Origin of the sequence: Rheinheimera sp. D18, from assembly GCF_004345025.1 — a bacterium.
Classification (GTDB): domain Bacteria; phylum Pseudomonadota; class Gammaproteobacteria; order Enterobacterales; family Alteromonadaceae; genus Alishewanella; species Alishewanella metallidurans.
Map to the genome: position 1 here is coordinate 2,266,500 of NZ_CP037745.1, position 26,528 is coordinate 2,293,027.

Consider the following 26,528-nt stretch of genomic DNA (forward strand, 5'->3'; position numbering starts at 1 on the left):
TATTTAACTTTTGGACGACATATCAACAAGTACGCTATTTATCATTCTTGGCGTGCTGTTATTCATATCTGCCTATTTCTCCGGATCGGAAACAGGCATGATGTCTGTAAACCCTTATCGTTTAAAACATTTAACAAACGAGAATCATAAGGGTGCCACTAGAGTTAGCGAGCTACTAAAGCGACCTGACCGGTTGATAGGCCTTATCCTTATCGGCAACAATATGGTTAATATCGCCGCTTCAGCTATCGCCACTATCATTGGCATGCGCTTGTATGGCGACCTTGGTATTGCTATAGCAACCGTTGTCTTAACGATGGTCGTGCTGGTGTTCGCAGAAGTAATGCCAAAAACGATAGCGGCGCTGCATCCTGAACGGATTGCATTTCCAAGCTCTGCCTTGCTGAAGTTATTGCTTAAAGTATTTTATCCTCTGGTATGGTTAGTTAACGCTATTACTAACGGTATGCTGGCGATTATGGGTATCAGCTCAGAAAAGCATCAAGGTAATAGTTTAAGCGCTGAAGAATTACGTACCGTGGTACATGAAGCCGGCGCACTGATCCCTGAACAACATCAAAGTATGTTGGTTGGGGTACTCGATTTAGAAAACGCAACCGTTGAAGATATCATGGTACCGCGCAATGAAATTGTGGGTATTGATATTAACGATGAGTGGAAAAACATTGAGCGCCAGCTAGCAAATGTACAATATAGCCGTATTTTGCTGTACCGCGATAGCATTGATGACGCGTTAGGCTTTGTGCATCCGCGCGAACTAATGCGTTTGCTAATAAAAGAGCAATTAACTAAAGCTAATTTGATGCGTGCAGTAAGCGAGATTTACTTTATTCCGGATGGTACGCCACTAAGTACTCAATTACTTAAATTTCAGCGCACTAAAGAACGTATCGGCTTAGTAGTAGACGAATATGGCGACATTCAAGGCTTAGTAACACTTGCCGACATATTAGAAGAAGTGGTAGGTGAATTTACGACCGACATTGCCGAAGATAGCCACGAAGATATTAGACAGCAACCCGATGGCTCTTTCTTAATTGATGGCAGCATTAACTTGCGTGATCTTAACCGTGAAATGCGTTTAGAGTTACCCACCGACGGCCCTAAAACCTTAAATGGTTTAATTCTGGAATACCTAGAAGAAATCCCACATGGTAGCCTTAGTATTCGTCTATCAGGTTACCCAATGGAAGTTATTGATGTGCAAGATAATATGATTAAAACCGTACGTATCTTGCCACTATTAAAAGTGAATTAGTACGATTAAAAAAACCGGCTTTGCCGGTTTTTTTACGCTTTTAACCAAAGAACATTCGCCACAGCCAGCCACGTTTTAAGTCTTCTTCACAGCCCTTTAGCTGCCCTGCATACAAGGTTGCACGGCTATCTACTTTCTTTGCTACCTGTATTAACCAACCTTTCTTGTTATAGGTCCCGCGCTTATAGCCACCCCAACCTTCGTGATAGTTAAGGTACTGCGCATAAGCGTCCCATTTTGATACACCGTTTAGGCGCTGACTTTTGCTGATATACCAGCCCATAAAATCGATGGCATCATCAAAGTTATCTCGGCTGGCCCAAAAACGATTCGCTTCTTTAACGTACTCATCCCAAGTAACGGTTTTAGCCTGTGAATAACCATAAGCAGAGCTAGCACGGCCGTAAGGAATAAAACCGAGAAACCAGCGCATTGGTGGCCGAGCATTGTGTTTAAAGCTACTTTCTTGATACATCATGCTCATTGGCACATGAATAGGCACGCCCCATTTATCGCGAACTTTTGCGGCGGCATCATACCAACTGCGGTGTTCGGAAAAAATTTCACATAGATTTGAAGTGTTTTTCGGCGGAGGAGTAGCACAACCGCTAAGTAATAAGCTTACTATAGCGGTTGTAATCAGGGGTTTAATAACACGTTGAACTTTATTCATTCGGGTGATTCTAACAAGGTGCTCGGATGCAACCAAGTTTTATTCTCCCTAGATATCATTTATGGCTACTTTTAATCAGGTAGCCATTTTTTTATCTTCACATTGCGGCACTTCGGCAAAGTACTGCGTAATATACTGATCAAAATTAACGTCGTCTAGCTGCTCAATATGCTGCTGCTTTAGCAACGATTCTGTCGCTACCGTAACAAGTTGCTGCTCGTTATAATATTGATACGGTTGCTGGGCTAACTGCTGCTTATACTCAGCAGATAATTGTAAAATAAAACTGCCGTTATCTTGCTGCGTGGTCAATAGCTTATGCAGTAATTGGCCAGACAACGTTTGCGCAGGATCTAGCAAACAAATATAAAACTGTTTTAGCGTTGTACTGTAGCTATCAACACCATAAGCAGAGTCTAAATACTGCGCTATTGGCATCATATCGGCAAATAGCTCTTCGGCCCAGTCCAGCATTAGTCGCGGTGTGCCTTGCTGCATAATGTTCAAGTTATTGCGCCGACCTTCGGTAACGACGGTTTTTAAATTTTGCTCAGTAACAATTTGCTCTGCCACCGTCAATTCAGGACTATCTCTTAGCAAGCAGTATAATAAGAAAATATCTAAAAAGCGCATTTGCTCTGCGGTAATGCCGACAGGGCTAAACGGGTTAACGTCTAGCGCGCGCACTTCAATATATTCTACGCCCCGCTTGGCTAAGGCGCAGGTTGGTCGCTCGCCAGACTCGGTAGTGCGTTTGGGCCGGATGGTGGCGTAAAATTCATTTTCAATTTGCAGTATATTGGCATTTAATTGCTGGTACTCGCCGTTAACCTTAACGCCAATCTTTTGATAATCGGCTGATGGTTTGCTAATAGCAGCGTGCAAACCTGAAATGTATTCATCTAAGCTATTATAGGTAATATGCAAGTCAGATTGCGCACTGCTGGTATAACCTAAATCACTCATTCGTAACGATGTCGCATAAGGCAAATACAACGAACCTTTGCCTAGTGACTCGAAGCTGTAGCGGCTTTTTCGTCCTTCTAAGAACGACTTACACATGGCCGGTGAGGCACCAAACAGATAGACAATTAACCAAACATAGCGCTTGTAGTTACGAATAAGTGCCAAATATTGCTCTGAGATAAAATCTTGCAGCTGGCCATCTTGCCCAAGCACTTGTTGGTATTGTTGCCAAAAACTTTGCGAAAACGAAAAGTTAAAGTGCACACCACTAATCGCCTGCATCATGCTACCGTAACGATTAGATAACCCCTTACGATATAGTGTTTTCATCTGTCCAACGTTAGAGCTACCATATTGGGCGAACGGGATCTGTGCTTGATCATTAATAAAACACGGCATACTGCCAGCCCAGAACTGCTCGTCACCAATATTTTTAATAGTGAACCGATGAATATCACTCAACTGCGCCAGCGTAGTATCAATGCTGTCTGTCGCCGGGGTAATAAATTCCAGTAATGACTCAGAAAAGTCGGTTGTGAGCAAAGGATGAGTTAACGCTGATCCTAATGCGATGGCATGCGGCGTTAAGGCTAACTTACCATCTGGTTTTACTCGCAACGTCTCTCGTTCAATACCGCGCCGAATACCCACAATTGCTTTTTTATCAGTTGCTGAATTCAGCTTTGCCAGACGTTGTTGTAAAATTGGGTCCAAGATAATTCCTTATTGGTGCTCGAGTGAGTTAAAATTGGGGGCGTTACGCAAAAACTCAAGACCGAGATTTACTTTAGCCTGCTATTTACGGTTGAACAATCAATTATTACCCCGACTAACGAGCTGTGTAGTAAAACCGCCGGATTTCAAGCTGCAATTGCACCTTTACTGATTTACAATCTACCTATTAGGTAGTAATCCAAATTTCTAAGTCAATAATATGAATCGTCGTAATAAACACATAATAAATGAAGAAGTTGTATACGGTAAAGAACAGGAATTGGTTTCAACCACTGACTTGCGCGGTGTAATTACTTATGCCAACCCCGCATTTTGTGCAGTATCTGGCTTTAGCGCTGAAGAGTTAGTAGGTAAAAACCATAATATTGTTCGCCATCCCGATATGCCAGCTGCAGCCTTTGCCGATTTATGGCAAAAGCTTAAGCAAGGTCAATCGTGGCGGGGTTTAGTAAAGAACCGTTGTAAAGATGGCCGCTATTATTGGGTTGATGCCTTTGTTACACCTATTTACCAACAACATAAGCTTATAGGTTATCAGTCGGTACGGATAAAAGCCGACGCCAAGTTAATTGTCCGTGCCGATAAGAGTTACCCACAAATAGCTGCAGGTAAAATTCCCTCTGATTGGCGCAGCCAGTTTATGCGTAAGCGCATACTAGCGCTTACAGCTAGCCTACTATTAGCCGCTGGCGGCAGTGCACTTTTTGGCAGCCATTTTTTACTTGCATTATTATTGCCCATGGTTTGGGCTCTATGCTGCTTTGACGAACTGTTTATAATTCCTAATAAATTACAGCAAACTAAATTACAGTTTGATAGCGTGTCGCGCTGGATTTACTCGGGTTTTGGCCCGTACGGTATTGTCGATTTTCAACAACAAATGGCGCAAGCAAGGTTACATACCATTTTAGGCCGCACCCTGGATAGCACAACCGCACTAAGAACCATTGCCGAAACGCAAGCCGAAGCCGTGCACCTAACCGAACAAGGCATTAATCAGCAGCACGACAGATTAAAGCGTATTGTCGCAGCAACCTCTGAGCTATATGGCACAGTGCAAGAAATTGCTGGCCGTACTCAAGATACGCATCAACAAGTTAATAATACCCATCAAATTTGCCAGAATGCCAGAATCAGCATGCAGCAAACGGCGAATACGGTGAAGCAGCTCGCCACTGAGGTACAAGGCGCTGCGGCAACGGCAGATAGCTTAGCAGTAGAAGCCGAGCGTATTGGTGCGGTAATGAGCGAAATTCAAGGTATAGCTGATCAAACTAACTTACTTGCATTAAATGCGGCCATTGAAGCCGCGCGTGCCGGTGAACATGGCCGCGGTTTTGCTGTAGTGGCGGATGAAGTAAGAGCATTGTCATCGCGCACGCACAACGCAACTGAACAAATTAAGCAATCAATTGGTGAAATTCAACAAACCTTATTAAGTTGGGGCAAAGTGATGCTGAACAGCCGGCAAAGAGTTGAGATTTGCGTTGAAGAAACTGAGCATAGCCAACAGCAGCTAGCTGATATTTCTCGCATGATTGATCATATTGCCCAGTTATCGTCACAAATTACTACAGCAGCTACACAGCAAGGTGCGGTAGCGCAAGATGTGCAACAAAGCGTTGAACAAATACAGCAGATTGCGCAAAGTAACCTAAGTAATATTCAGGTAGTTGCTGATAACAGCCATGCGTTACAACAACAAGCTGGTGCCATTGCTGATTTAAATAAGAGTTTTAGCTAAAAAAAAAGCCGGGGTACATACCAATGCCCCGGCTTTTTTATATTTGTATCTCGATTAAGCGTTGTCAATACTGCTTTGCAAGCAAGGCATACTACTCTGGCTTATCGGTATTTTTCTCTGCAGTATTGTTTTCAGCGTCGGTTTCGTTATCAGTTACATCATCAACAAAATCTGCATCATCTGAATCACCAACGATATGCTCTAACTTTAGTTTTCGTACACTGCGTATCGTGGTAATTGGCCCCGAGCACGCGTAAATTAAGAAAATACCAAATAACATTTCAGCTGGACGATACGCGATAACAACGAAAGTTAGCACAACCAATAAGATGGCTAAAAATGAGACTCTATCGCGCCAATTAATATCTTTAAATGAATTATAACGGAAGTTACTTACCATCAGCAAACCAGACACAATGGTAATAATGCCGACAATATATCCATATTGATGACCATTAAAATCATAGCTACTGCCAGTCCAAACCATGCCTGCAACTAAAGCCGCAGCTGCTGGACTAGCCAAACCTTGAAAGAAACGCCCATCGGTAACACCTAAATTTGCATTAAAGCGAGCTAAACGCAGTGCAGCACAAGCCACAAACACGAAGGCGGCTAGCCAACCAAATTTACCTAAGCTTGATAAACCCCAATTATAAGCAATTAGCGCTGGCGCGACACCGAATGACAACATGTCAGACATACTATCGTACTGTGCACCAAACTCACTTTGGGTATTGGTAAGCCGTGCCACGCGACCGTCTAGGCCATCAAATATCATGGCAATAAAAACCGCAATCGCCGCATTGATAAAGTACTCATTTGCCAATACTGCGTCAGCACCCGCAAGACGACCTTGCATTGATGCCACAATGGCATAAAAACCAGAAAATAAACCACCTGTTGTTAGCAGGTTAGGTAATAAGAAAATACCCTTACGTGGGGCGGTATCGTTCATTTTTGACTCGTTCATAAAGCAACTTCTGCGTTGTGTAATTACAGTGGATTATAAGTGACATACCTTAACATGAATAGCCTAATGGCAAAAGTGACCGCATTGCGGTCACTTTTTATTCTATGGTTACTTAACTTCTGCAGTGCTTGGTTTAAGTAGCTTGGGGTTTATTACTCACAACAAACTTTTCACCGTTATGATCTAGTACTACTGTGCTGCCTGGAGGCACATCGCCTTGCAATAATGCCTGAGCTAACGGGTTTTCTAAATGTTGCTGAATTGCCCGTTTTAATGGCCGTGCACCATATAAAGGGTCAAAACCTATTTCCGCCAATTTATCTAGCGCTGCATCAGTAATACTGAAGTGATACTGACGCTCTGCCAAACGTTGCTCTAATCGCGCCAGCTGAATTTTCGCAATACTGTGTATTTGCTTACTATCCAGCGGATGAAATACCACGGTTTCGTCTAAACGGTTTAAAAACTCTGGCCTGAACTGTTTAGACAATACCTCCATTAACATGTCTTTCATTTGATTATGGCTATATTCAAGATAGTGCTCTTGAATTAAATCAGAACCCAAGTTTGACGTCATAATAATTACGGTATTTTTAAAATCTACCGTACGGCCTTGACCATCAGTTAAGCGGCCATCGTCCAGTACCTGTAGTAAAATATTAAACACATCTGGATGCGCTTTTTCTACTTCATCTAGCAGGATAACTGAATAGGGCTTACGCCTAACAGCTTCAGTTAAATAGCCACCCTCTTCATAGCCCACGTAGCCTGGTGGTGCACCCACTAAGCGTGATACCGCATGCTTTTCCATAAACTCCGACATGTCGATACGCACCATGGCATCGGGGTTATCAAACAAAAAAGCAGCAAGTGTTTTGCTTAATTCGGTTTTACCCACCCCGGTTGGCCCTAAAAATAGGAACGAACCTATAGGTCTATTCGGGTCAGACAAACCCGCACGTGAGCGCCGTATAGCATGAGCCACCGCTGTTACCGCTTCATCTTGGCCTATTACTTTTTCGTGTAATACCTGCTCCATCCGCAATAATTTATCGCGTTCGCCCTCTAGCATCTTACTTACTGGAATACCGGTAGCTTTAGACAACACGTCGGCTATTTCTTGCTCGGTTACTTTATTACGCAATAACGGGTTTTCATGCATTTCGGCTTGTGACGCTAAATCGAGCTTTTTTTCTAGCTCAGGTATACGACCATATTGCAGCTCTGACATACGTTGTAAATCACTGGCGCGGCGTGAAACTTCTAAATCTAACCGAGCCTGCTCTAACTCAGCTTTTATATGCTGCGTACCTTGTAAGGCAGCTTTCTCTGATACCCAAATTTCATCTAGCTCGTTGTATTTAACTTCTAGCTCGCTAATTTGCTCCTGAATTATCTCACGCCGTTTTTTCGTGGCTTCATCGGTTTCTTTAGCCAGCGCGTTATCTTCTAGCTTTAACTGAATAATACGTCGCTCTAAACGGTCAAGCTCTTCAGGCTTAGAATCCATTTGCATACGAATACTCGACGCCGCTTCGTCTATCAGATCGATAGCCTTATCAGGTAATTGCCGGTCTGAAATATAACGATGCGATAAGGTTGCTGCAGCAACAATTGCTGTATCAGTAATTTCTACTGCATGGTGTAACTCATAGCGCTCTTTTAAACCGCGCAATATAGCGATAGTGTCTTCAACGGTAGGTTCTTCTACCAATACCTTTTGAAAACGACGCTCTAAAGCGGCATCCTTTTCAATGTATTTACGGTATTCATCAAGCGTAGTGGCGCCAAGGCAATGCAATTCACCGCGCGCTAATGCGGGTTTTAACATGTTGCCAGCATCCATAGCTCCTTCGGCTTTACCAGCGCCGACCATGGTATGAATTTCATCAATAAATAAAATAACTTGGCCTTCTTCTTTGGCCAGTTCATTGAGTACCGCTTTTAAACGTTCTTCAAACTCGCCACGATATTTAGCGCCGGCTAGCAGAGATCCCATATCTAGCGATAATACCCGCTTGCCTTTTAAGCCCTCGGGAACTTCATTGTTAATAATACGCTGTGCCAGCCCTTCGACTATGGCGGTTTTACCCACACCTGGCGCGCCAATTAGCACCGGGTTATTTTTGGTGCGCCGCTGCAACACTTGAATACAGCGACGAATTTCTTCGTCACGACCAATAACAGGGTCTAATTTTCCTGCTTCTGCCCTTGCCGTTAAATCGATAGTGTACTTGGTTAGCGCTTGACGCGTATCTTCTGCATTGGCATCGTCAACCTTTTGTCCACCACGCATTTGCTCAACCGCTTGCTCTACGCTTTCTTTGCTTACGCCAATTAAACGTAAAATTTTGCCTAAATCCGATTTATCGTCCGTTGCTGCCAAGACAAATAATTCACTGGAAATAAATTGATCTTTACGCTTTTGCGCCAACTTGTCGCACTGTTGTAATAGCTGTGCGGTAGCTGACGATAGCTGTAAATTAGCGCCCTCACCTTCAACCCGTGGTAAGCGGTCAATAGCTTGGCTAACCTTAGAGCGTAATTCATTAAAGTTAATGGCTAAGCGATTAAGCAATTCGCGCACCGTGCCGCCTTCTTGGTTAAGTAAGGCAAACATTAAATGTACGGGCTCAATAAATTGCTGATCACGACCCAACGCTAGCGATTGCGCATCGGCTATCGCTTCTTGAAACTTACTGGTGAATTTTTCTAGACGCATTTACGCCTCCTATAACCACAGTTCTGATGTGTTATAAGATTGGGTGTTGCTGGCGGAAATTCAAGCAGCTAAACGTCAAAAATTTGACTTGGATCAGTCTAACCAAATCGAACTGGCCATACGGCCGGTTTGTCCGTCACGACGGTAAGAAAAAAACAGTGAGTTTTGTTGATGAGTGCAGTAATAACCACCATATATTTGCCGAACACCGCGTTGTAACAAACGCTGGCGCGCTAACAGATACAAATTAGCTAACCATTTACCATTAGCAGCCGGTTGAAACGCTAACTCTGCCTCTGTAGCTTGGGCAATAAAAGCAGCGCGTACTTCAACGCCAATTTCAAAAGCAGTAGGTCCAATTGCCGGCCCCAAATACACCATAACTTCGGCTGGTTGGGCAAAATGCGCCAAGGTGTTTTCAATAATGCCATTACACAAACCGCGCCAGCCGGCGTGCACTGCCGCAACACGGCTACCTGTGCTGTCACAGAGCAATATAGGTAAGCAATCGGCGGTCATTACTGTGCTAACCACGCCTTTAGCACTAGTTATGCTAGCATCGGCGGTAATAATAGAATTATTCTGCGCCAACAACTCTACTACTTCAGTGCCATGCACCTGATTTAACCACACCGGTGCTGATGGCATTTGTGCTAATTGCTGGTAACGCAAGCGGTTTTCCAGCACATGCTCGGCGTTATCAGCCACATGCTCGCCTAGGTTAAGGCTGGCATAAACGCCCTCGGAGCAACCGCCTTGGCGTGTGCTGCAAACCGCATGCACATTTTTCGGTGCTGGCCAGTTGGGTTTAAGTAATAACGTATTAGCTGACATTTTCGATTAAACGTAATCTAAGCCATGCTCAACCGTATCAGCTCTAAGCGCCGCATTTAACTGCACCATGTCATCAGGTAACGGTGCATGCCACTCTAAAATTTCTAAGGTTATCGGGTGGGCTAAACGCAACATTACCGCGTGTAGCGCTTGACGTTTAAAGCCACGCAATACCGTTAGCAAATGTTCATCCGCTTTGCGCGGTGGTCTTGGCCGGCCAGCATACACCGGGTCGCCAACTAGCGGGTGATTAGCAAACGTCATATGCACACGAATTTGGTGAGTACGACCAGTTTCTAAACGTAAACGTAAACGCGTATGGGCGCGGTATTTTTCCATGACACGAAAATGCGTGGTGGCTGGTTTACCCGACTGAGTAACCGCCATATGTGTACGCTTAGTGGCATGACGGCCTATAGGCTCATCTATTGTGCCGCCTCCGGTCATGCTGCCATGACAAACCGCTTCGTATTCACGCGTTATTTCGCGCGCCTGCATAGCTTCGACCAAATGGGTTTGTGCTGGTATCGTTTTCGCAATAACCATTAAACCGGTGGTATCTTTATCTAAGCGATGCACAATACCCGCACGAGGCACTTCGGCAATACTAGGGCAATGGTGTAATAGCGCGTTTAACAAGGTGCCATCGGCGTTACCCGCTCCAGGATGCACGACCAAACCCGCCGGTTTATTAATCACCATGATGTGTTCATCTTCAAACACAATATTTAGCTCAATAGGTTCTGCTTCAAAGCGCACTTCGTCAGGGATCTCTGCCAGAATGTCAATTTGCTCACCGCCAAGCACTTTTTCCCGTGGTTTATTATGCAATACGCCATCAACCTGCACAGCATCGGCTAAAATCCACTCTTTTATTCGTGAACGCGAATAATCGGGGAACATTTCGGCCAGAACCTGATCTAAGCGTTTACCAAAAAGATGGTCTGGTACAATTTCTGAAAGTTTTAGCTGTTTTGTCATAACGGAAGCAGTTATCCTGTGTGCAACCCCGGCAGGTCTGGGGTAAAATCGCAATAAGGTGTATTTTAGCGATTTTACGTCAGACTAGACAGCCATTTAGCTCAAGTAGTAACGGATTTTTAAATGAAAGTGAATTTTTTAGTGATTTTTCTGCTAGCAATGACATTAACTGCCTGTGCTGGTAAACCAAAAGACGACCCAAATGCTATTCAAACAGCGCAAACCATGTACCAGCAAGCCAAAGAGGTGTTGGATAATGGGTTATATAACCGCGCCATTGACTTGCTAACGACGGTAGAAAGTCGTTATCCATTTGGCCCATTAGCGCGCCAAGTGCAACTCGATTTAATTTACGCCCATTACAAAGTGGGTAATACACCAAAAGCTCTGGCCGGTATCGACCGTTTTATTCGGCTTAACCCGAATCACCCTGAGTTAGATTATGTATATTACATGCGCGGTTTAAGTAACCTGCAGGCGGATGAAAATGCGCTGCACAATATCGTAGGTATTGACCGTGCAGATAGAGACCTTGCCAGCACCCGCCAAGCATTTGATGATTTTAAAACGATGCTAACCAGCTTTCCGCAAAGTAAATATGCGCCAGAAGCAAAAAAACGCATGTTAAGTATTAAAGATACTCTAGCACGCCATGAATTAATTATTGCTGACTACTATATGCGTCGCGGTGCTTATTTAGCCGCAGCAAATCGCGGTAAGTATATTGTCGAATTTTATCGCGACTCACCAATGGTAGAGCAAGCGTTAGAAATTATGGTTGAAAGCTACGATAAGCTGGGTTTAGCGAAACTAAAAGACGATACTTATCAAGTGTTAAAGCTTAATTTCCCGCGAAACAGTAAGTTTTAATACCGATATTAAAGAACCGCTTTAATTTTGTTACGACGAATTAAAGCGGTTCTTTAGCTTAAATTGCTTCTAGTGCTTCTGACAATTTTGTTACCGCAATAACTTCCATGCCGGCAATTGGCTCTTTCGGGCAATTAGCCGCGGGCACTATGGCACGTTTAAAACCATGCTTAGCCGCCTCACGCAAACGTTCTTGCCCGCTTGGCACTGGGCGAATTTCACCGGCTAGGCCTACTTCACCAAACACGACTAAATCGTTGGGCAAGGGTTTATCACGAAAACTAGATACTAGTGCTAATAATGTCGCTAAATCGGCGCTGGTTTCGTTTACCTTAACCCCACCTACCACGTTGACAAATACATCTTGATCAGCCATTTGAATGCCCGCATGGCGGTGCATTACCGCAAGTAGCATCGAAATTCTATTTTGCTCCATACCTAGGGTAACGCGGCGTGGGTTATTCAATGGCGAATGGTCTACCAAACCTTGAATTTCAACTAATAGCGGGCGAGTACCTTCCCATAACACCATGACAATGCTGCCAGATTGATCTTCTTTACCACGCGTTAAGAATATTGCTGACGGATTTTTAACTTCTTTCATACCGTGCTCAGTCATGGCAAATACGCCCAACTCGTTAATCGCACCAAAACGATTTTTAGTACCACGCAAAGTACGATAACGGTTATCGCTGTCGCCATCTAGCATTACCGAGCAATCGATGCAGTGTTCTAGCACCTTGGGGCCAGCTAACGAACCATCTTTTGTTACATGCCCGACCATAATAATGGCGATATTATGTTGTTTAGCAAAACGGGTTAAATACGCCGCACTTTCACGTACTTGCGACACACTACCAGGTGCTGATTGAATGTCAGCTAATTGCATTACCTGAATAGAGTCAATGACCATAATGCGTGGTTTTTCTTGCTCAGCCAAATGACAAATGGTTTCAATGTTGGTTTCTGCCAACATATTTACGTTAGCCGTGGGTAGTTTCAGCCGCTTAGCACGCATAGCCACTTGCTGAAGTGATTCTTCACCAGTGACATAGAGCACGCCGCCAGCACCGGCTAAACCACACATAATTTGTAACAGTAAGGTACTTTTACCCGCACCTGGATGGCCACCAATTAAAATTGCTGAGCCAGGTACTATGCCACCACCGAGCACGCGGTCGAACTCCGCAAAACCACTGCTAAAACGCGGCACAGCTTGTAAATCAACCTGATCTAGCGGAATAACTTTTGCTACCGTTGCACCAGCATACCCTGTGCTTCTGTTTGATTTGGTACTGTTAGTACCTAAGCGCACTTCACTTACCGTATTCCAAGCACCGCACTCGGTGCACTGCCCCTGCCAGCGCATAAAATCTGCACCGCAGTCGGTACAAACATAAGCCGTTTTAACTTTTGCCATAATTTATTTTCTCAAACTAAATGAAAGGCATGGATATTGCTTTTCAATTTGTAACAACGTAGCGTACTACGGATTATAACCCTAAGATGCCAGCATTTTGGCATTTAACCTGACTGAATTATGACGGCAACCGATTTACAACAATATATTGGCGTAATTGACCGCATGAAAAGTTTGCTCAACTCAGCAGACTTCGATCAGGTATTCAGCTTATTAACGTCAGATTTACCAAAATCGAAACAGTTTCTGTTAAAAATGGAACTGAAGCGCATGGCACAGCCATGTAATTATTATATTGATTTGCGCGGTCACGTTGATGCTGATGTTAAACCCTATGACTATATGGGTAAAACACACTATATGGATGACAACGCGGTTAAAATATTTGAAACCGGTCTTAAACAGTACGGCAGCTTTACTCTGGGTTTATATGAAGAAGTACTTAATACCGAAAATAACTTTCGGGTTATGCACCGCAAACAAACCGAAGAGCGTGTACGCAACGCATTAGAGGGCGATGTTGACAATATAGATGGCGATTCAGAACAAGATTCCGAAATACCTGCGTTATATGCCAAGTTAATTAATTTTGGTCAGCACACGGCCCGCCGTGATGAACGCATGCACTTTAGTATTGATGTTGCACTAGAGATCAACGAACAACGTATTTCAGCAAGCACCAGCGACTTATCGGTATCTGGCTGTAAACTAAAGTTACAACAGCCAGTTAAGGCTGATATTGGCCAGCTGGTAAAGTTACATTTTACCGCGTTAGAACAAGAATTTGTGTTGGGTTTAGCCGATGGCGTACTGTATAAAATTATCGATATTGAACAGCAAGCTACAAATAGTTACTGGCGTTTAGAGCGCCAGCAAAGTGAAAACGAAGCGCAATTTGCCGAATTTTTAAAACGCTTTATTAGCGGTAATAAACGGCGCTATAAGGTTAACCTAGACCACGTTAGTCAAAGTTTGCTCAGTAAAGGCTACGAACAATTTTTTGTGCCTCGCACCAGTAGCTTGCCGGTATTTATCGCCGTTAAAAATGGCCAACCAATGCCTTTTTGTGCCTTAACAACAGAATATAACAAACCAGTTTGGCAGTATTTTCTTGATGAGCAACATCAAGCGGTGTTTATCAGTATTCTGAATGTTAAACGGCTTAAAACCATGTTACAAAAAACATCTGTAGAAATGTCGACCATCTTATACAGCTTTACGCATGCGGTTCAGGGCAAACTGTTTTTCTATTCTGCAACCAGTGAAGAGCTAGCTGAGTCTGAACAATTAAAAGAACTATTTCTTGGTTTTGGTGCCAGCAAACTCAGTTGGCGTGTGTTCCATCTTAACTTACAACGCACCCGTGCAGCGCTAGCAGAAATACCAGCCACTATTCCGGAACAAAGCTCAGTTAAGGCGCCAGCGCCGTTAAGTAACTTGATAAAACAGTTTATTCAAGATGTGCGCTACATTGTTAGCCTAAGCGATATAACGGGTAACGAAAATACATTTTGGTACCAAAGTTATCCGGTAGATCAACAACAGTTAAAGCTATTAGCACAATTTGGCCATAAGAAATTAGTTAATCAACCGCCGTGCGAAGCTGTGGCGGTGCAATATGTAAACTTGCGCTCAGAATCACGTTATTTATATAAAACTGCGGTAACAGTAGCTGAACGCGATAGCCCTTTGGCATTTAGCGGTCACAGCCGTGATTTTTCCTCTAAAGGGTTGCAGCTCGAAACCACCTTGCCGGTGCGGTATAAAAAAGGTGATGTCTTACTATTAAGCCTGCCCGATATGCAAAAAATCAGCAATAAATATGCATTGAGTGCATTACCTTACGAAGTAATGGCTGTAAGTAAAAGCCGCACTATTATGAACTTACGCGCGATTGAAGGCAGTGAGCCTCATACCGGAAGATTGTTTTTTCAACAGCTGATTCAAAATAATCGCGCTAAATTAACCTTAGCCGAAGAAAGCCCTAAATATCCTGGTCTAGCTTTAGCCCTGCGCAACCTATACATGAATGCGCACAGCCATTTTACACTTTACGTACATCGCAAGGGCCTTCGTTACGAAATTAGTACCCTCGCTAAAGGCAGCCAAGGTAATAGCTTGCACCAATTGCTGAGCATGTATAGTGGTGATGCGCAGCAATTAGATTTGGCGTTAATTCTACAAAATAACGCAATTAGCCTACACTTTGCACAACAACTAAAACAAATGAAGCGCTTTGATGCTCCTCGTGCTTTTGAGCTATTTATTGTTGTTGACCGCACATCTGCCATGCCCACGCTAGAATGCCGCTACGATTATGAGTTTATCTCCGAGCAAGCTAAACAACAATTTGTGTTAGCCGCAGTACAAAATAGTATTTTGTTTTGCTATAAATTGCTGTTGTCGCGCACCGGCCGCCCCGATACTGAATTTATTGCACCAGAGCTTACTTACATCAGCACTTACGCTATTCATAAAGCTAAGCAACTAGAAGAAGAATTGTGGAGTGTCGCGGGGGTAATAGATGTTATAGATATTTCTGCCGAAATACCTTGGCGCTTCGGTGCATCAACTGAGCAAAGCCAGCAACAAAACGCAAAGCAGCAGGCATTACTAGCTCAATTGCAGCAGCCAGTCACGTAGTTCAACAAAGTGATCGGTTACCGCTAAAGGATGCGTTAACATCGAAATATGATCATAGTTGTGCTGATAACCATTACTGGTTGCTAACAATCTAAAATTTGCCTGAGGTGTGGTTTCTGCAATAAAGGCTTTCACATCATTAGGATGGCCAAGTAAACGATCATTTTTCGCAGCAAAGTGCAGTACTGGTGGCCACTGTAACTGCTGGCTAGCTTGGGCATAGTTAAAGTTATCGCTAAGATCGACAAAGGGTTCACCCTTTATCCAATGCACGGTATCTTGCAAAAACTGGCTTGGTTCATCATCTGCACCAAGTCGTAATGTACGCGCCGGAAAATAATCACATTTTTTACTTAACCAAGGCGCAATCGTGTTCCATATTAGGTTTATTTTTAGATAGCGCTCTAAGCTCTGAACACTGATCACCCGCTTAGAACCGAAACATACAATACCGGCCACCTTTACGGTACTAGCAGGACATCTAGCTAAGCTTGCCATCGCCAATACGCCGCCCCAAGAATGCGCAATCAATATTAACGGTTGTTGCTGCAACTGATAAACATAGTCAATTAACGCCGGTATATCGCGTGTAATCATTTGCTGCTGGCTTTGATTAAAGCCAGTAGAAACATGCGGTTTAGATAAACCTCGGCCAGCAAAATCAGCGCAATACACCATAAAGCCTTGGTCTGCTAGGTAACAACCCAACCCTTTACCAGAATGGCTATAAAAAATACGGCTGTTTTCTATAGCACCGTGCAGCATCAGCACTGGCGCCTGTACTGGTTGATTCGGTAATAAATGGCGAATATGTAATTTATAGGGTGCTAACTCAAGGTATAACGAGCTTTGTTTATGTTTCATACCTAGTCGATTAAATACAATAACTGTAACAATGAGCCATGGCGAATAGCGGCTTTGGCTTGCGCCTGCACCTTAGGTTTAGCGTGAAATGCCACACCTAACGCCGCTACATTTAGCATCGGAATATCATTCGCACCATCGCCAATAGCAATGGTTTGGCTATGGCTAATATTATAAGCCGTGGCCAACTGCTGCACCACACGCGCCTTAGCATTGGCATCAATAATATTGCCAAGCACCTTGCCCGTTAACTTGCCATCAATAATTTCAAGTACGTTAGCAAAGGTTGCCGTTAGCCCCAGTTGCTGCTGCAGTGCGTTGGTGAAATAAGTAAAGCCACCTGAAGCAATAGCCACCTGCCAGCTATGCGCCTTTAAATGCGCTACCAGTTCGGTTAAGCCTGGCATTAACGGTAAGGTAGCTAACACTTGCTGCAGTACTTGCTCTGGCGCGCCTGCAAGTAAGGCTACACGCTCGGTTAGGCTTTGCGTAAAATCTAGCTCACCATTCATCGCGCGCGCGGTCACTGCGGCTACCTGTTCGCCGACCCCCGCCAGTTTGGCAATTTCATCAATACACTCGATGGCAATAGCGGTTGAATCCATATCCATTACCAACAAACCGGGCTGACAAAGTATAGGCCTTACCGGTAAGTAAACTACCTCAATTGCCAAACGAGCAGCCAAGTCGTTAAGCTGTTGTTGCAACTTAAACGTTAACGGTTGCTTTAGTTGCAACTCTAACGCCCCCGTCAGCGCTTTATGGGGTTGATACACTCGACAAGCTAATGTGGCATCGGTTTCAACCACTATTTGCAGCACCTCGGCTAAAGCAGACCAATTTAACTTCGTACCAAATAGCCGTATAACATTAGAGAAGTCACTAACCGTGTTTAGCACAAAGCTGGCCCCCTGTTGCAACGGTAACACATGCTGAGCATGCAGCGCTAAACCTTGCTTTTGCCTCTTTAATTGATAGTTATTACCAGCAGCTAACTGGCCGAAAAGTGGCTCAGTTGACGGTTGTGCAAGACAAACCTGATAGAAGAACGACACGAAAGTACCTATACTTGGTAACACAGCCATGGCATGCTAGCCGCAATTACGCTGTTAACTAGGCGTAATAACGACTAACTTAGCCGGTGTTTTATGGACATTATGCAGAACGATATCGCAATACCCAGCAGCACTTCAAGCACTATTAAGTTAGCGCAAGTTGCTATTTCTATTCTAGGTATTTGGCTGTTGCTGCATTTATGGGTATTAACACAACAACAAGGTAAGCAACTGCTGCAACAACAAAGTAGCCAGCTGATGCGCGAAACTACCGTTGCGTTAGCACACACCGCGGCTTACTTAATTGAACATGACCAGCTAGATGGCCTAGAACAACTAACACAAAACCTCGCAGATAATCCCTATGTGTATGATGTTGTTGTATATGACGCGAACGGTGTGCGTATGAGTTGGTCTGAAAATAGTGCTCCCGCACGTTTACTTTATGCTCCTAGTCAAAAACAACCACTACGGCCGATGGTGCAGCCAATTATTAAAAATCAGCAGCTATTAGGTTACATAAAATTAAGTTTACGCCAGGATACGACGTTAAATGACATTAGTTTGTCGTGGCAACGTTTAATGCAGCAACTGCTGCTAATGCTGATACTGGCCGGTGCTATTGGCTTTTTATTGCGCCGTGGTTTTTCTCGCTTCTCTCGGCAATCAATACGGCTACGTCACCCTAAGTCGTAAAACGTCAACGCTGTTTTGCCACAACTGAGCGGCAATCTGTTCTCGAGGTTCAGAACGTAACTGACAAAGCACGTTAAATACTGCCACTAACTGTGCAGGGGTATTTACCTGCCCTTGAAACCCAGATAACGGCATAGCGGGAGCATCAGTTTCTAACACCAAACAACTAAGCGGTAATTTTCGAATGCTGTTGCGGGTTTTCCCTGCCCGTTCATAAGTAATGGTGCCACCAATACCCAGCTTAAAACCTTGTTCAATAAAGGCATGCGCTTGTTGCTGACTGCCAGAAAATGCATGCAAAATACCACCTTGGTTAAATTGCTGCTGCTTTAACGCTGCCAATAATTGAGGCTGACTTTTTCGATGATGTAAGACCACCGGTTTATTATATCGAGCAGCGACAGCTAATTGAGCACTAAACAGCAGTTGTTGCTGCGCAAAGGTATCGGTAGGTAGCATAAAATCTAGGCCTATCTCGCCCACCGCGCATACTGCGTCGCTATGTTGGCTAAGTAGTAGTTCTAAAGTATCAACTGAGGTCAAGGTATAGCTTGCAGCCCACCACGGGTGAATACCCAGTGCAATATGCCAATAAGGGTGCAACGCCTGTAATTTTAATAAATTAGGCCAAGCTCTCGCTTCAACTGCAGGTATTAATAGCGCAGCAACACCAGCGGCTTGGGCTTGCTGCCATATAGCGTCTTGCGAGCTTGCCAACTCAGGCAAGTCAAGATGACAATGGGTATCAAACAACCGTAGCCGGCTATTTGATTCCGCTGCAGCTACGGACATAACCTTGCGATGTTCCAGCTGCCATCGGCTTGCTTGGTATACATAAAGCGATCATGCAAACGGTGTTCTCCACCTTGCCAAAATTCAATTTTGTGTGGGCGCACCAAAAAGCCGCCCCAAAACGAGGGTAAAGGTATTTCACCCTCTGCAAACTTGTGCTTAATTTCAGCAAATTTTTGCATTAAAGCCAAACGAGTTGATACCGGTCGACTTTGCTCTGACGCCCAAGCCGCCAGTTGGCTTTCTTTGGGTCGTGACAAAAAATATTTCGCTACTTGCGCCGACGACACGCGCTCAGCAGTGCCATAAACAATAACTTGCCGCTCTAACGGATGCCACGGGAAATGCAAACAGACTTTGGGATGAGCCGCAAGCTCAGTGGCTTTACGGCTGCCCAAATTGGTATAAAAGGTAAAACCGTTAGTGTTTACATCTTTAAGTAATACTAAACGTTGCGACGGCTGGCCATCGGTATCAACACTCGCCACGCACATTGCAGTCGGATCAGGCAACTCAGCCGCTATCGCGTCCTTTAGCCATTGCTCAAACTGCGCTATTGGATCAACATTCAGCTTATCTTGCTCAAGTTTATCTTTAGTGTAGCTGCGGCGAATATCATCGATTTTCATCTTTACATACGCTCCATCGTTTCTATACCTAACAATTCTAGCCCCTGCTTAAGCATGCGTGCGGCAAAAATACTAAGCATTAAACGGCTGTCACGTTGCGCCGGTTCAACACCCTCTTTGAGTATTGGGCAGGCTTCATAAAATGTCATATACAGACTTGCCAACTCGTATAGATAATTACAGAGCAAGTTAGGCTGCGCATCTTTAATAACCTGCGCTAATGTTTCTTCAAAGCGAAGTAATTTTACTGCTAGCTGCTTTTCTTGCTCGTCAACCAACAGTACTTTTGCGACAAAGTTGTCGTTGATATCGGCGCGACGTAAAATGCTGCGTACTCGGGTATAAGCATATTGCAGATAAGGTGCGGTAGCACCTTCAAAGCTCAGCATCGCATTCCAACTGAAAATATAATCGCTAGTACGGTTTTTTGATAAGTCAGCAAATTTTACTGCACCGATACCGACTTTACGCGCTACTTCTTCAACTTCTGTATCCGTTAAATCACTGGCTTTTTCTTTCACTACCGCTTTAGCTCGCACTACTGCTTCTTCTAGTAATTCAGCTAACTTAACTGTGCCACCAGTTCTGGTTTTAAAAGGTTTGCCATCTTCGCCCATCATGGTGCCAAACGGGCAATGATCGTAGCTGGTGGCATCGCGCAGGTAGCCCGCTTTACGTGCTACTAGTTCAACTTGTTTAAAGTGTAGCGCTTGACGTGCATCAGTAAAAATAATTATTCGGTCGGCGTTTAATGTGTGGCTACGGTATTGGCAAGCCGCTAAGTCAGTGGTTGAATATAAGAAACCACCACCGGTTTTTTGCACTATAAATGGCGATGGATTACCGTCTTTATCTGCCAGCTCTTGCAAAAACACCACCAACGCGCCCATGCTCTCTTCGGCTAGTGCTTTGGTTTTTAAATCATCGATAATGCCCTGCAACATATCGTTATAAGCACTTTCTGGCTTAATGTCAGCATTAGTTAAAGTAACGTTGAGCTTTTTGTAAAGCTCTTCGCTGTGTTTTACTGAGGTGTCAATAAACAGTTGCCACAGTTTTTTACAGTGTGCATCACCACTTTGTAGCTGCACCACATAATCACGTGATTTATCGGCAAAACCGGCTTCATCGTCAAAACGCTTTTTCGCTTCACGATAAAAGTCTTCTAAATCGGCTAAGGCTACCTGCTCTAAATCTACGCCTGCGGCGAGTTTATCTTCCAAATGCGCAATCAGCATACCAAACTGCGTACCCCAATCGCCCATATGGTTTTGCCGAATAACCTTATCGCCCCAAAACTCAAGCGTGCGCACAACCGCATCACCGATAATGGTGGAGCGTAAATGGCCAACGTGCATCTCTTTGGCTAAATTCGGCGCCGAATAGTCTACTACTACAGTTTGTGGTGTGACGTTGGTACTAACACCTAAGCGAGTATCTATGGCAGCAGTTTCAAGCTCTGCAGCTAACCAAGATTTGGCTAAAGTCACGTTAATAAAACCGGGACCTGCGATCTCAGTTTTTTCGGCAATCCCCTCTAGCGACAAATGCGCTAACAACTGTTCGGCAAGCTGTCGTGGGTTAGTTTTTAATAATTTGGCCGCTGCCATTGCGCCATTAATTTGATAATCACCAAACTCGGGTTTAGTACTTACAGTAACCGCGGCATTAGTATCAGCAGGTAAACCTAAAGCAATAAAAGCCGCTTGAGTTTTTTCCGTTAAAAGGTGCTTAATATTCATCAATCTTACCTGTTAATGTTCACGGGTCTTTAAGAATTTAATCTTCGGATAACGCTCTATAGCCAAATTCAGGTTAACCATGGTTGGCGCAATATAGGTCAGCGTGTCGCCACCATCTAATGACAAATTCTGGCTGGCCTTATTTCTAAATTCATCTAAAGCTTTAGCATCGTCGCTGTATACCCAACGCGCGGTAGACACGTTTACTGACTCATACAAGGCATCAACGTTGTATTCTGATTTTAAGCGATGCACTACTACGTCAAATTGCAGCACACCTACAGCACCAACTATAAGATCATTGTTATCTAATGGCCTAAACACTTGTACCGCGCCCTCTTCAGATAACTGCACTAGGCCTTTTAGCAATTGTTTTTGCTTTAGAGGATCACGCAAGCGAATACGACGAAACAGCTCAGGGGCAAAGTTTGGAATACCAGTAAAATGCATATTTTCACCGGTGGTGAAGGTATCGCCAATTTTTATCGTGCCATGGTTGTGTAAACCAATAATATCGCCAGGGTAAGCTTCATCTAAATGCTCACGATCGCCAGCAACAAAGGTTAACGCTTGCGGGATCAACACATCTTTACCAATACGAACATGGCGCACTTTCATGCCTTTTTCGTACTTGCCCGACACTATGCGTAAAAACGCGACACGGTCACGGTGCTTAGGGTCCATATTTGCTTGAATTTTAAAGATAAAACCAGAAAAACCAGCTTCAGTTGGTTCTACCGTGCGCGTAGTGGTTTGGCGCATCTGTGGTGCTGGTGCCCATTTAGTAAGGCCATCTAGCATATGATCAACACCAAAGTTACCTAACGCAGTACCAAAAAACACCGGCGTTAATTCACCCTTTAAAAACAGCTCTTGATCAAACTCGTGGCTAGCACCCTGCACTAACTCCATTTCATCACGTAGTTGTTGGGCAAAATAACCAATGCGCTTATCTAGTTCAGGGTTATGCAAACCTTTAATGGTATCAACATCTTGAATAGTGTGGCCCATGCCAGACTTATACAAAATGATTTCATCGCGCAGTATGTGATAAACACCTTTAAACTCTTTGCCAGAAGCAATCGGCCAAGTAATAGGAGCGCAAGCAATCTTAAGTACACTTTCTACTTCGTCTAATAAATCAACTGGGTCGCGAATATCACGGTCCATTTTATTCATAAAGGTAATAATCGGCGTATCACGCAGCCGAGTTACTTCCATCAGCTTAATAGTTCGGTCTTCAACACCTTTAGCGCCGTCAATAACCATTAAACAAGAATCGACTGCGGTTAACGTACGATAAGTATCTTCAGAGAAATCTTCGTGGCCGGGCGTATCTAATAAGTTAACTAAACACCCCTCGTAAGGAAATTGCATTACCGAGGTGGTTACTGAAATACCCCGTTCTTTTTCCATTTCCATCCAGTCCGATGTGGCAAACTGGCCCGACTTTTTACCTTTTACGGTTCCGGCTTTTTGAATTAAGTGGCCGAATAACAACACTTTTTCAGTGATGGTTGTTTTACCGGCATCGGGATGCGAAATGATCGCAAAAGTGCGGCGGCTGTTCACTTCTGCTAAAAAAGTATCAGTGCTCATAATATCCAATAGTTTGTTGTCACTTTAGCTGCAGTACCGCAACCTAAGTAGTGAATATGGCTAAAGCCAAGTATTTAATAATGGGGGCGATTATAACAGCTTGAATAGCGCGGGCACAGAGTAGAAATAACAGTGTTTAAATTAGTGCACGATGCATTAACAACGCGTCTTCTGTACCGGTTGCTGCAGTATAGTAGCCTTTTCGTACCCCGTTGATGGCAAAACCAAGATTTTGATAAAGCGCAATAGCGGTAAAGTTAGAGCTGCGCACTTCAAGTAAAGCTTCTGCCGCGCCCTGCGTTTGGCCTTGGCTTAGAAAATGTTGCAGTAAAGCTTTGCCAAAACCTTGCCCTTGTGCTGCTTTTGCCACGCAAATATTAAACAGTTCAACTTGATCAGCCATCAGCTGGGCAATATAAAACCCCAGAATATCATTTTCAGCGTTTAATAATTTAACGTTGAAATAGCTGTTGGTAAAACTGCTAGAAAACGCATATTGCGTCCAAGGGTAAACATTAGCGGCCTGCTCTAATACAACAACAGCAGGGATATCTGCAATAGTAAGCGGTTTAAATATCATCGACAGCACTTAGCAAAGCCCACAAGGCTTTTTTTTGTTCAGGCAATTCTAGCATTGCCAGTGGCGGTGTTAGTAATTGGTTATCTACGAGCAGTGCTTGAGTTAAATCTGCTTGCACCCACCACTGCAACTTATCAGCAAGTAATAGCTCGATATCTTGAGCTAAGGAAAGTGTTAAATCAGGTAAAGATAACTTAGAGCTAGTCGTTTTAGCTGGAGAACTAGAAAAACGTTGATTCAACGCCAAAGGCGCTATTTTTAGTACATCTAGTAAGTGTTTCTGAGCAGAATAAAATTTATTCATAATAAAAAGAAGTGGCAGGGGCGGAGGGATTCGAACCCCCAACCATCGGTTTTGGAGACCGCTGTTCTACCAATTGGAACTACGCCCCTGTTGATGCCGCCATTATACAAAAGCCTGTTCAAAGGTAAAGCAAAAAGCTGCACTAACTCATTCAACTGCATAGAAAACGAGCACCCTGCGTAATTATTAGCTTAGGCTAACATAAGCTCGGCAGTGTTCCCACCGAGCTTACTGATTAATTAGCTACTTTTCTACACTATCTTTGGTTTCACGGTATTTCTCAAACCAATATAGAATATAAGCTGTTTTCGCCATTAAATTACTTGGTCGACTATATATCGAGTGTGAAGCTTCAGGAATTCGCACCATAGCGGTATCAATACCACGCAACTGCAACGCTTGATAGAACTGCTCAGATTCAGAGATAGGGGTACGGTAGTCTGCTTCGCCAGTCATCAGCATAGTGGGTGTTTTAACATTACCGACATAACTAATAGGCGAATACTTTAAGTAATGTTCTGGCTTTTCCCATGGCATGCCAGGGAACCAGTACTGCGAAAAGTAACTATACATATCGGCATTTAACACAAAACTAAACCAGTTGATTACCGGCTTTACCGACACCGCTGCAGCAAAGCGGTCCGTATGGCCAACTGCCCACGCTGTTAACGCGCCACCACCACTACCACCGGTAATAAATAGCTCTTTTTCATTGATAAAGCCCTTAGCTATTACGGCATCGACACCATCCATCAAATCATTAAAATCTGAGCTTGGATAATTATGGTGAATTAAATTAGCAAAATCTTCGCCATAACTCGTGCTACCGCGTGGGTTGGTATATAGCACCACATAGCCCTTAGCGGCCATCAATTGCAGTTCCATACCAAAGTGCGGGCCATACGCTGTATGTGGGCCGCCATGGATCTCTAAAATTAATGGGTACTTTTTGCTGCTATCAAACTGCGGCGGATAAATAATCCAGCCTTGGATCTGACGTTTATCTACTGAGGCGCTGTACCAAAACTCCTCTACTTTGCCGATATCACGCGCAAGTAGTAAATCCGCATTTAACGAGGTTAAGGTTTGCTTTTTACCTTTATGCAGCACCGCCAACTCAGCTGGGTGTTCCGCACTCATCTGGGTATAAGCGACCAAGCCGTTATCCGCTGCCGCAAACTGACCGCCACTATAAGGGCGACTATAAGAACTGCCACCTATATCATTCGCTAACTGTGTACGCTTACCGCTTAGGGCTTGTTCTGCTAGTACGCCTTTACCTTCGTTATCATAAGAAATATACAGTGCTTTGTTATTAGCTAACCACTGAAACTCTTCAATACCGCGGTCTAAGTCCTCGGTTAAATTCCGAATATTACTGCCATCGCTATTCATAACATATAAACGATTTGCTTGATGCGCTAATTTACGATCGTCAAAGCCAACATAAGCAATCAGTTTTCCATCTGGTGATAACAAAGGTTGTGCGTCTGGGCCATCGCGATCAGTTAGTTGCGTGAGTTTTCGATCTGACAAATTAAGTTTAAATAACTCACTATTCATTGGCTTTGATTGCCAATCAGGGTGGCGGTTAGCAGAAAAATATACAGATGCACTATCTTTAGACCAGCTAATGGCACCTGAATGATTAAAATCACCTTCGGTTAACTGTATTGCCGAGCCTCCATCAGCCGACATGATATACAAATGTTGAAAGCCTGATTTTACGTAACCAGCGCCATCAACTCGGTACTGTTTACTATCAATATAGATTGCAGGCTTAGCCCATTCCGCTTTTTCTGGCTTGCCGGATAAGGTTACTGGCGCTTTAGCTGCCTTAGGTGTAAACATACTAAAGGCTAGCCACTTGCCATCTGGTGACCAACTCAAATTACCAGGGCTTTGCTGTAATTGGCCCAATTGTGACGTGCGGCCGCTATCTAACCATTTAACATGAATTTGCCCATTGGCAATAAAGGCCAACCGCTTATTATCGGGGGCCCAACGTGGTGAGCTGGCATTAATATCTTTATCAGTTAACGGTTGCAGTTGTTTACCATCTGCTGAGCTTAACCATAAAGTCATGCGCCGACGGTCAGTTTGTTTATCCATCCAGTTTCGGACAAAAACAACCTGCTCGCCTTTAGCATCGGGCTGGGGATCAGAGACAAACTCGAGCTCGAATACATCTTCGTACTGCAGCGGTGTAGCCGATAGGCCTAAACTGCAAGCACTAACTAATAATGCTGTAGTGAAGCACAGACGGCTTTTTATTATATTTATATTCATCTAGGTGTCCATTTTAGTTATAAACGCCAATGGATACTAACTGAATTACTGCGCCTGACGATAGGCTTGCGTTTAATCGAGGGTAAAAGGAGACAAAACTCTAAATCGCAGACAGTAAAAAAGCCCGACTCATACGAGACG

The 26,528-nt window shown here is 43.9% G+C and carries 21 protein-coding genes and 1 tRNA gene; 5 read left to right on the forward strand and 17 right to left on the reverse strand.

The window, feature by feature from the left end:
* Positions 1–10 precede the first annotated feature (10 nt).
* The gene (locus E0Z06_RS10745; RefSeq protein ID WP_132584558.1) at positions 11–1,279 is read left to right on the forward strand and encodes an HlyC/CorC family transporter; all 1,269 of its coding nucleotides are present in this window, start codon (positions 11–13) and stop codon (positions 1,277–1,279) included.
* A gap of 40 nt (positions 1,280–1,319) precedes the next feature.
* Here the strand turns inward: E0Z06_RS10745 and E0Z06_RS10750 are convergent, their stop codons facing one another.
* On the reverse strand, positions 1,320–1,952 hold the full coding sequence (locus E0Z06_RS10750) for a hypothetical protein (protein WP_132584560.1): 633 nt from the start codon (positions 1,950–1,952) through the stop codon (positions 1,320–1,322).
* Between the two features lie 75 nt (positions 1,953–2,027).
* Positions 2,028–3,632, reverse strand: coding sequence for a glutamate--cysteine ligase (gene gshA, locus E0Z06_RS10755; protein WP_132584562.1), 1,605 nt, complete (start codon positions 3,630–3,632; stop codon positions 2,028–2,030).
* Positions 3,633–3,852: 220 nt separating this feature from the next.
* Here gshA and E0Z06_RS10760 point away from each other — a divergent pair, with 220 nt between their 5' ends.
* Positions 3,853–5,397: a PAS domain-containing methyl-accepting chemotaxis protein gene (locus E0Z06_RS10760; RefSeq protein ID WP_132584564.1), complete on the forward strand. Its 1,545-nt coding sequence runs from the start codon at positions 3,853–3,855 to the stop codon at positions 5,395–5,397.
* Between the two features lie 91 nt (positions 5,398–5,488).
* Here E0Z06_RS10760 and pssA read toward each other — a convergent pair whose 3' ends face one another.
* The 4 genes from pssA to rluD form a co-directional block, all read right to left on the reverse strand.
* Positions 5,489–6,367 (reverse strand): CDP-diacylglycerol--serine O-phosphatidyltransferase, encoded by an 879-nt coding sequence (gene pssA, locus E0Z06_RS10765; protein ID WP_132584566.1) that lies wholly within the window; start codon positions 6,365–6,367, stop codon positions 5,489–5,491.
* A gap of 133 nt (positions 6,368–6,500) precedes the next feature.
* The gene (gene clpB, locus E0Z06_RS10770) at positions 6,501–9,089 is read right to left on the reverse strand and encodes an ATP-dependent chaperone ClpB (RefSeq protein WP_132584568.1); all 2,589 of its coding nucleotides are present in this window, start codon (positions 9,087–9,089) and stop codon (positions 6,501–6,503) included.
* A 93-nt stretch (positions 9,090–9,182) separates the two neighbouring features.
* Positions 9,183–9,923 carry a peptidoglycan editing factor PgeF gene (gene pgeF / locus E0Z06_RS10775; RefSeq protein WP_132584570.1) on the reverse strand — a complete coding sequence of 247 codons (741 nt, stop codon included), beginning with the start codon at positions 9,921–9,923 and terminating at the stop codon, positions 9,183–9,185.
* Between the two features lie 6 nt (positions 9,924–9,929).
* Positions 9,930–10,904, reverse strand: coding sequence for a 23S rRNA pseudouridine(1911/1915/1917) synthase RluD (gene rluD / locus E0Z06_RS10780; protein ID WP_132584572.1), 975 nt, complete (start codon positions 10,902–10,904; stop codon positions 9,930–9,932).
* Between the two features lie 123 nt (positions 10,905–11,027).
* On the opposite strand from rluD, the gene E0Z06_RS10785 reads away from it, so the two are divergent.
* The gene (locus E0Z06_RS10785; RefSeq protein WP_132584574.1) at positions 11,028–11,774 is read left to right on the forward strand and encodes an outer membrane protein assembly factor BamD; all 747 of its coding nucleotides are present in this window, start codon (positions 11,028–11,030) and stop codon (positions 11,772–11,774) included.
* 58 nt (positions 11,775–11,832) lie between these two features.
* On the opposite strand, the gene radA is transcribed toward E0Z06_RS10785, so the two are convergent.
* Positions 11,833–13,194 carry a DNA repair protein RadA gene (radA, locus tag E0Z06_RS10790; protein WP_132584576.1) on the reverse strand — a complete coding sequence of 454 codons (1,362 nt, stop codon included), beginning with the start codon at positions 13,192–13,194 and terminating at the stop codon, positions 11,833–11,835.
* Between the two features lie 120 nt (positions 13,195–13,314).
* Here radA and E0Z06_RS10795 point away from each other — a divergent pair, with 120 nt between their 5' ends.
* On the forward strand, positions 13,315–15,837 hold the full coding sequence (locus E0Z06_RS10795; RefSeq protein ID WP_132584577.1) for a PilZ domain-containing protein: 2,523 nt from the start codon (positions 13,315–13,317) through the stop codon (positions 15,835–15,837).
* Here the strand turns inward: E0Z06_RS10795 and E0Z06_RS10800 are convergent.
* Positions 15,808–16,701: an alpha/beta fold hydrolase gene (locus tag E0Z06_RS10800; RefSeq protein WP_132584579.1), complete on the reverse strand. Its 894-nt coding sequence runs from the start codon at positions 16,699–16,701 to the stop codon at positions 15,808–15,810. The genes E0Z06_RS10795 and E0Z06_RS10800 overlap by 30 nt on opposite strands.
* Positions 16,702–16,703: 2 nt before the next feature.
* Complete coding sequence (gene serB, locus E0Z06_RS15865; protein ID WP_132584581.1) at positions 16,704–17,786, reverse strand: phosphoserine phosphatase SerB; 1,083 nt, start codon at positions 17,784–17,786, stop codon at positions 16,704–16,706.
* Between the two features lie 63 nt (positions 17,787–17,849).
* Between serB and E0Z06_RS10810 the strand changes: the two genes are divergently transcribed.
* Positions 17,850–18,452 carry an AhpA/YtjB family protein gene (locus E0Z06_RS10810; RefSeq protein WP_207903080.1) on the forward strand — a complete coding sequence of 201 codons (603 nt, stop codon included), beginning with the start codon at positions 17,850–17,852 and terminating at the stop codon, positions 18,450–18,452.
* Here the strand turns inward: E0Z06_RS10810 and E0Z06_RS10815 are convergent.
* From E0Z06_RS10815 to E0Z06_RS10850, 8 genes are all read right to left on the reverse strand, one after another.
* Positions 18,432–19,244, reverse strand: coding sequence for a TatD family hydrolase (locus E0Z06_RS10815; protein WP_132584583.1), 813 nt, complete (start codon positions 19,242–19,244; stop codon positions 18,432–18,434). The genes E0Z06_RS10810 and E0Z06_RS10815 overlap by 21 nt on opposite strands.
* Positions 19,235–19,873 (reverse strand): pyridoxamine 5'-phosphate oxidase, encoded by a 639-nt coding sequence (pdxH, locus tag E0Z06_RS10820; protein ID WP_132584585.1) that lies wholly within the window; start codon positions 19,871–19,873, stop codon positions 19,235–19,237. The genes E0Z06_RS10815 and pdxH overlap by 10 nt, the downstream gene beginning before the upstream one ends.
* Positions 19,874–19,875: 2 nt before the next feature.
* Positions 19,876–21,615, reverse strand: a complete 1,740-nt coding sequence (gene argS / locus E0Z06_RS10825) for an arginine--tRNA ligase (RefSeq protein ID WP_132584587.1) — start codon at positions 21,613–21,615, stop codon at positions 19,876–19,878.
* Between the two features lie 12 nt (positions 21,616–21,627).
* The gene (prfC, locus tag E0Z06_RS10830) at positions 21,628–23,214 is read right to left on the reverse strand and encodes a peptide chain release factor 3 (RefSeq protein ID WP_132584589.1); all 1,587 of its coding nucleotides are present in this window, start codon (positions 23,212–23,214) and stop codon (positions 21,628–21,630) included.
* Positions 23,215–23,350: 136 nt separating this feature from the next.
* Positions 23,351–23,794, reverse strand: a complete 444-nt coding sequence (rimI, locus tag E0Z06_RS10835; protein ID WP_132584591.1) for a ribosomal protein S18-alanine N-acetyltransferase — start codon at positions 23,792–23,794, stop codon at positions 23,351–23,353.
* On the reverse strand, positions 23,784–24,098 hold the full coding sequence (locus E0Z06_RS10840; RefSeq protein WP_132584593.1) for a hypothetical protein: 315 nt from the start codon (positions 24,096–24,098) through the stop codon (positions 23,784–23,786). Before E0Z06_RS10840 ends, rimI begins: the two co-directional genes overlap by 11 nt.
* Before the next feature lie 12 nt (positions 24,099–24,110).
* Positions 24,111–24,187 (reverse strand) — tRNA-Trp (locus tag E0Z06_RS10845).
* A 154-nt stretch (positions 24,188–24,341) separates the two neighbouring features.
* Complete coding sequence (locus tag E0Z06_RS10850; RefSeq protein ID WP_132584595.1) at positions 24,342–26,387, reverse strand: S9 family peptidase; 2,046 nt, start codon at positions 26,385–26,387, stop codon at positions 24,342–24,344.
* Between the last annotated feature and the right edge of the window lie 141 nt (positions 26,388–26,528).

Coding starts and splice junctions, on each gene's coding strand:
- E0Z06_RS10750 (WP_132584560.1), bottom strand. CDS start 1,952: ATGAATAAAGTTCAACGTGTTATTAAACCCCTGATTACAACCGCTATA.
- E0Z06_RS10760 (WP_132584564.1), top strand. CDS start 3,853: ATGAATCGTCGTAATAAACACATAATAAATGAAGAAGTTGTATACGGT.
- pssA (WP_132584566.1), bottom strand. CDS start 6,367: ATGAACGAGTCAAAAATGAACGATACCGCCCCACGTAAGGGTATTTTC.
- clpB (WP_132584568.1), bottom strand. CDS start 9,089: ATGCGTCTAGAAAAATTCACCAGTAAGTTTCAAGAAGCGATAGCCGAT.
- pgeF (WP_132584570.1), bottom strand. CDS start 9,923: ATGTCAGCTAATACGTTATTACTTAAACCCAACTGGCCAGCACCGAAA.
- rluD (WP_132584572.1), bottom strand. CDS start 10,904: ATGACAAAACAGCTAAAACTTTCAGAAATTGTACCAGACCATCTTTTT.
- E0Z06_RS10785 (WP_132584574.1), top strand. CDS start 11,028: ATGAAAGTGAATTTTTTAGTGATTTTTCTGCTAGCAATGACATTAACT.
- radA (WP_132584576.1), bottom strand. CDS start 13,194: ATGGCAAAAGTTAAAACGGCTTATGTTTGTACCGACTGCGGTGCAGAT.
- E0Z06_RS10795 (WP_132584577.1), top strand. CDS start 13,315: ATGACGGCAACCGATTTACAACAATATATTGGCGTAATTGACCGCATG.
- E0Z06_RS10800 (WP_132584579.1), bottom strand. CDS start 16,701: ATGAAACATAAACAAAGCTCGTTATACCTTGAGTTAGCACCCTATAAA.
- serB (WP_132584581.1), bottom strand. CDS start 17,786: ATGGCTGTGTTACCAAGTATAGGTACTTTCGTGTCGTTCTTCTATCAG.
- E0Z06_RS10810 (WP_207903080.1), top strand. CDS start 17,850: ATGGACATTATGCAGAACGATATCGCAATACCCAGCAGCACTTCAAGC.
- E0Z06_RS10815 (WP_132584583.1), bottom strand. CDS start 19,244: ATGTCCGTAGCTGCAGCGGAATCAAATAGCCGGCTACGGTTGTTTGAT.
- pdxH (WP_132584585.1), bottom strand. CDS start 19,873: ATGAAAATCGATGATATTCGCCGCAGCTACACTAAAGATAAACTTGAG.
- argS (WP_132584587.1), bottom strand. CDS start 21,615: ATGAATATTAAGCACCTTTTAACGGAAAAAACTCAAGCGGCTTTTATT.
- prfC (WP_132584589.1), bottom strand. CDS start 23,214: ATGAGCACTGATACTTTTTTAGCAGAAGTGAACAGCCGCCGCACTTTT.
- rimI (WP_132584591.1), bottom strand. CDS start 23,794: ATGATATTTAAACCGCTTACTATTGCAGATATCCCTGCTGTTGTTGTA.
- E0Z06_RS10840 (WP_132584593.1), bottom strand. CDS start 24,098: ATGAATAAATTTTATTCTGCTCAGAAACACTTACTAGATGTACTAAAA.
- E0Z06_RS10850 (WP_132584595.1), bottom strand. CDS start 26,387: ATGAATATAAATATAATAAAAAGCCGTCTGTGCTTCACTACAGCATTA.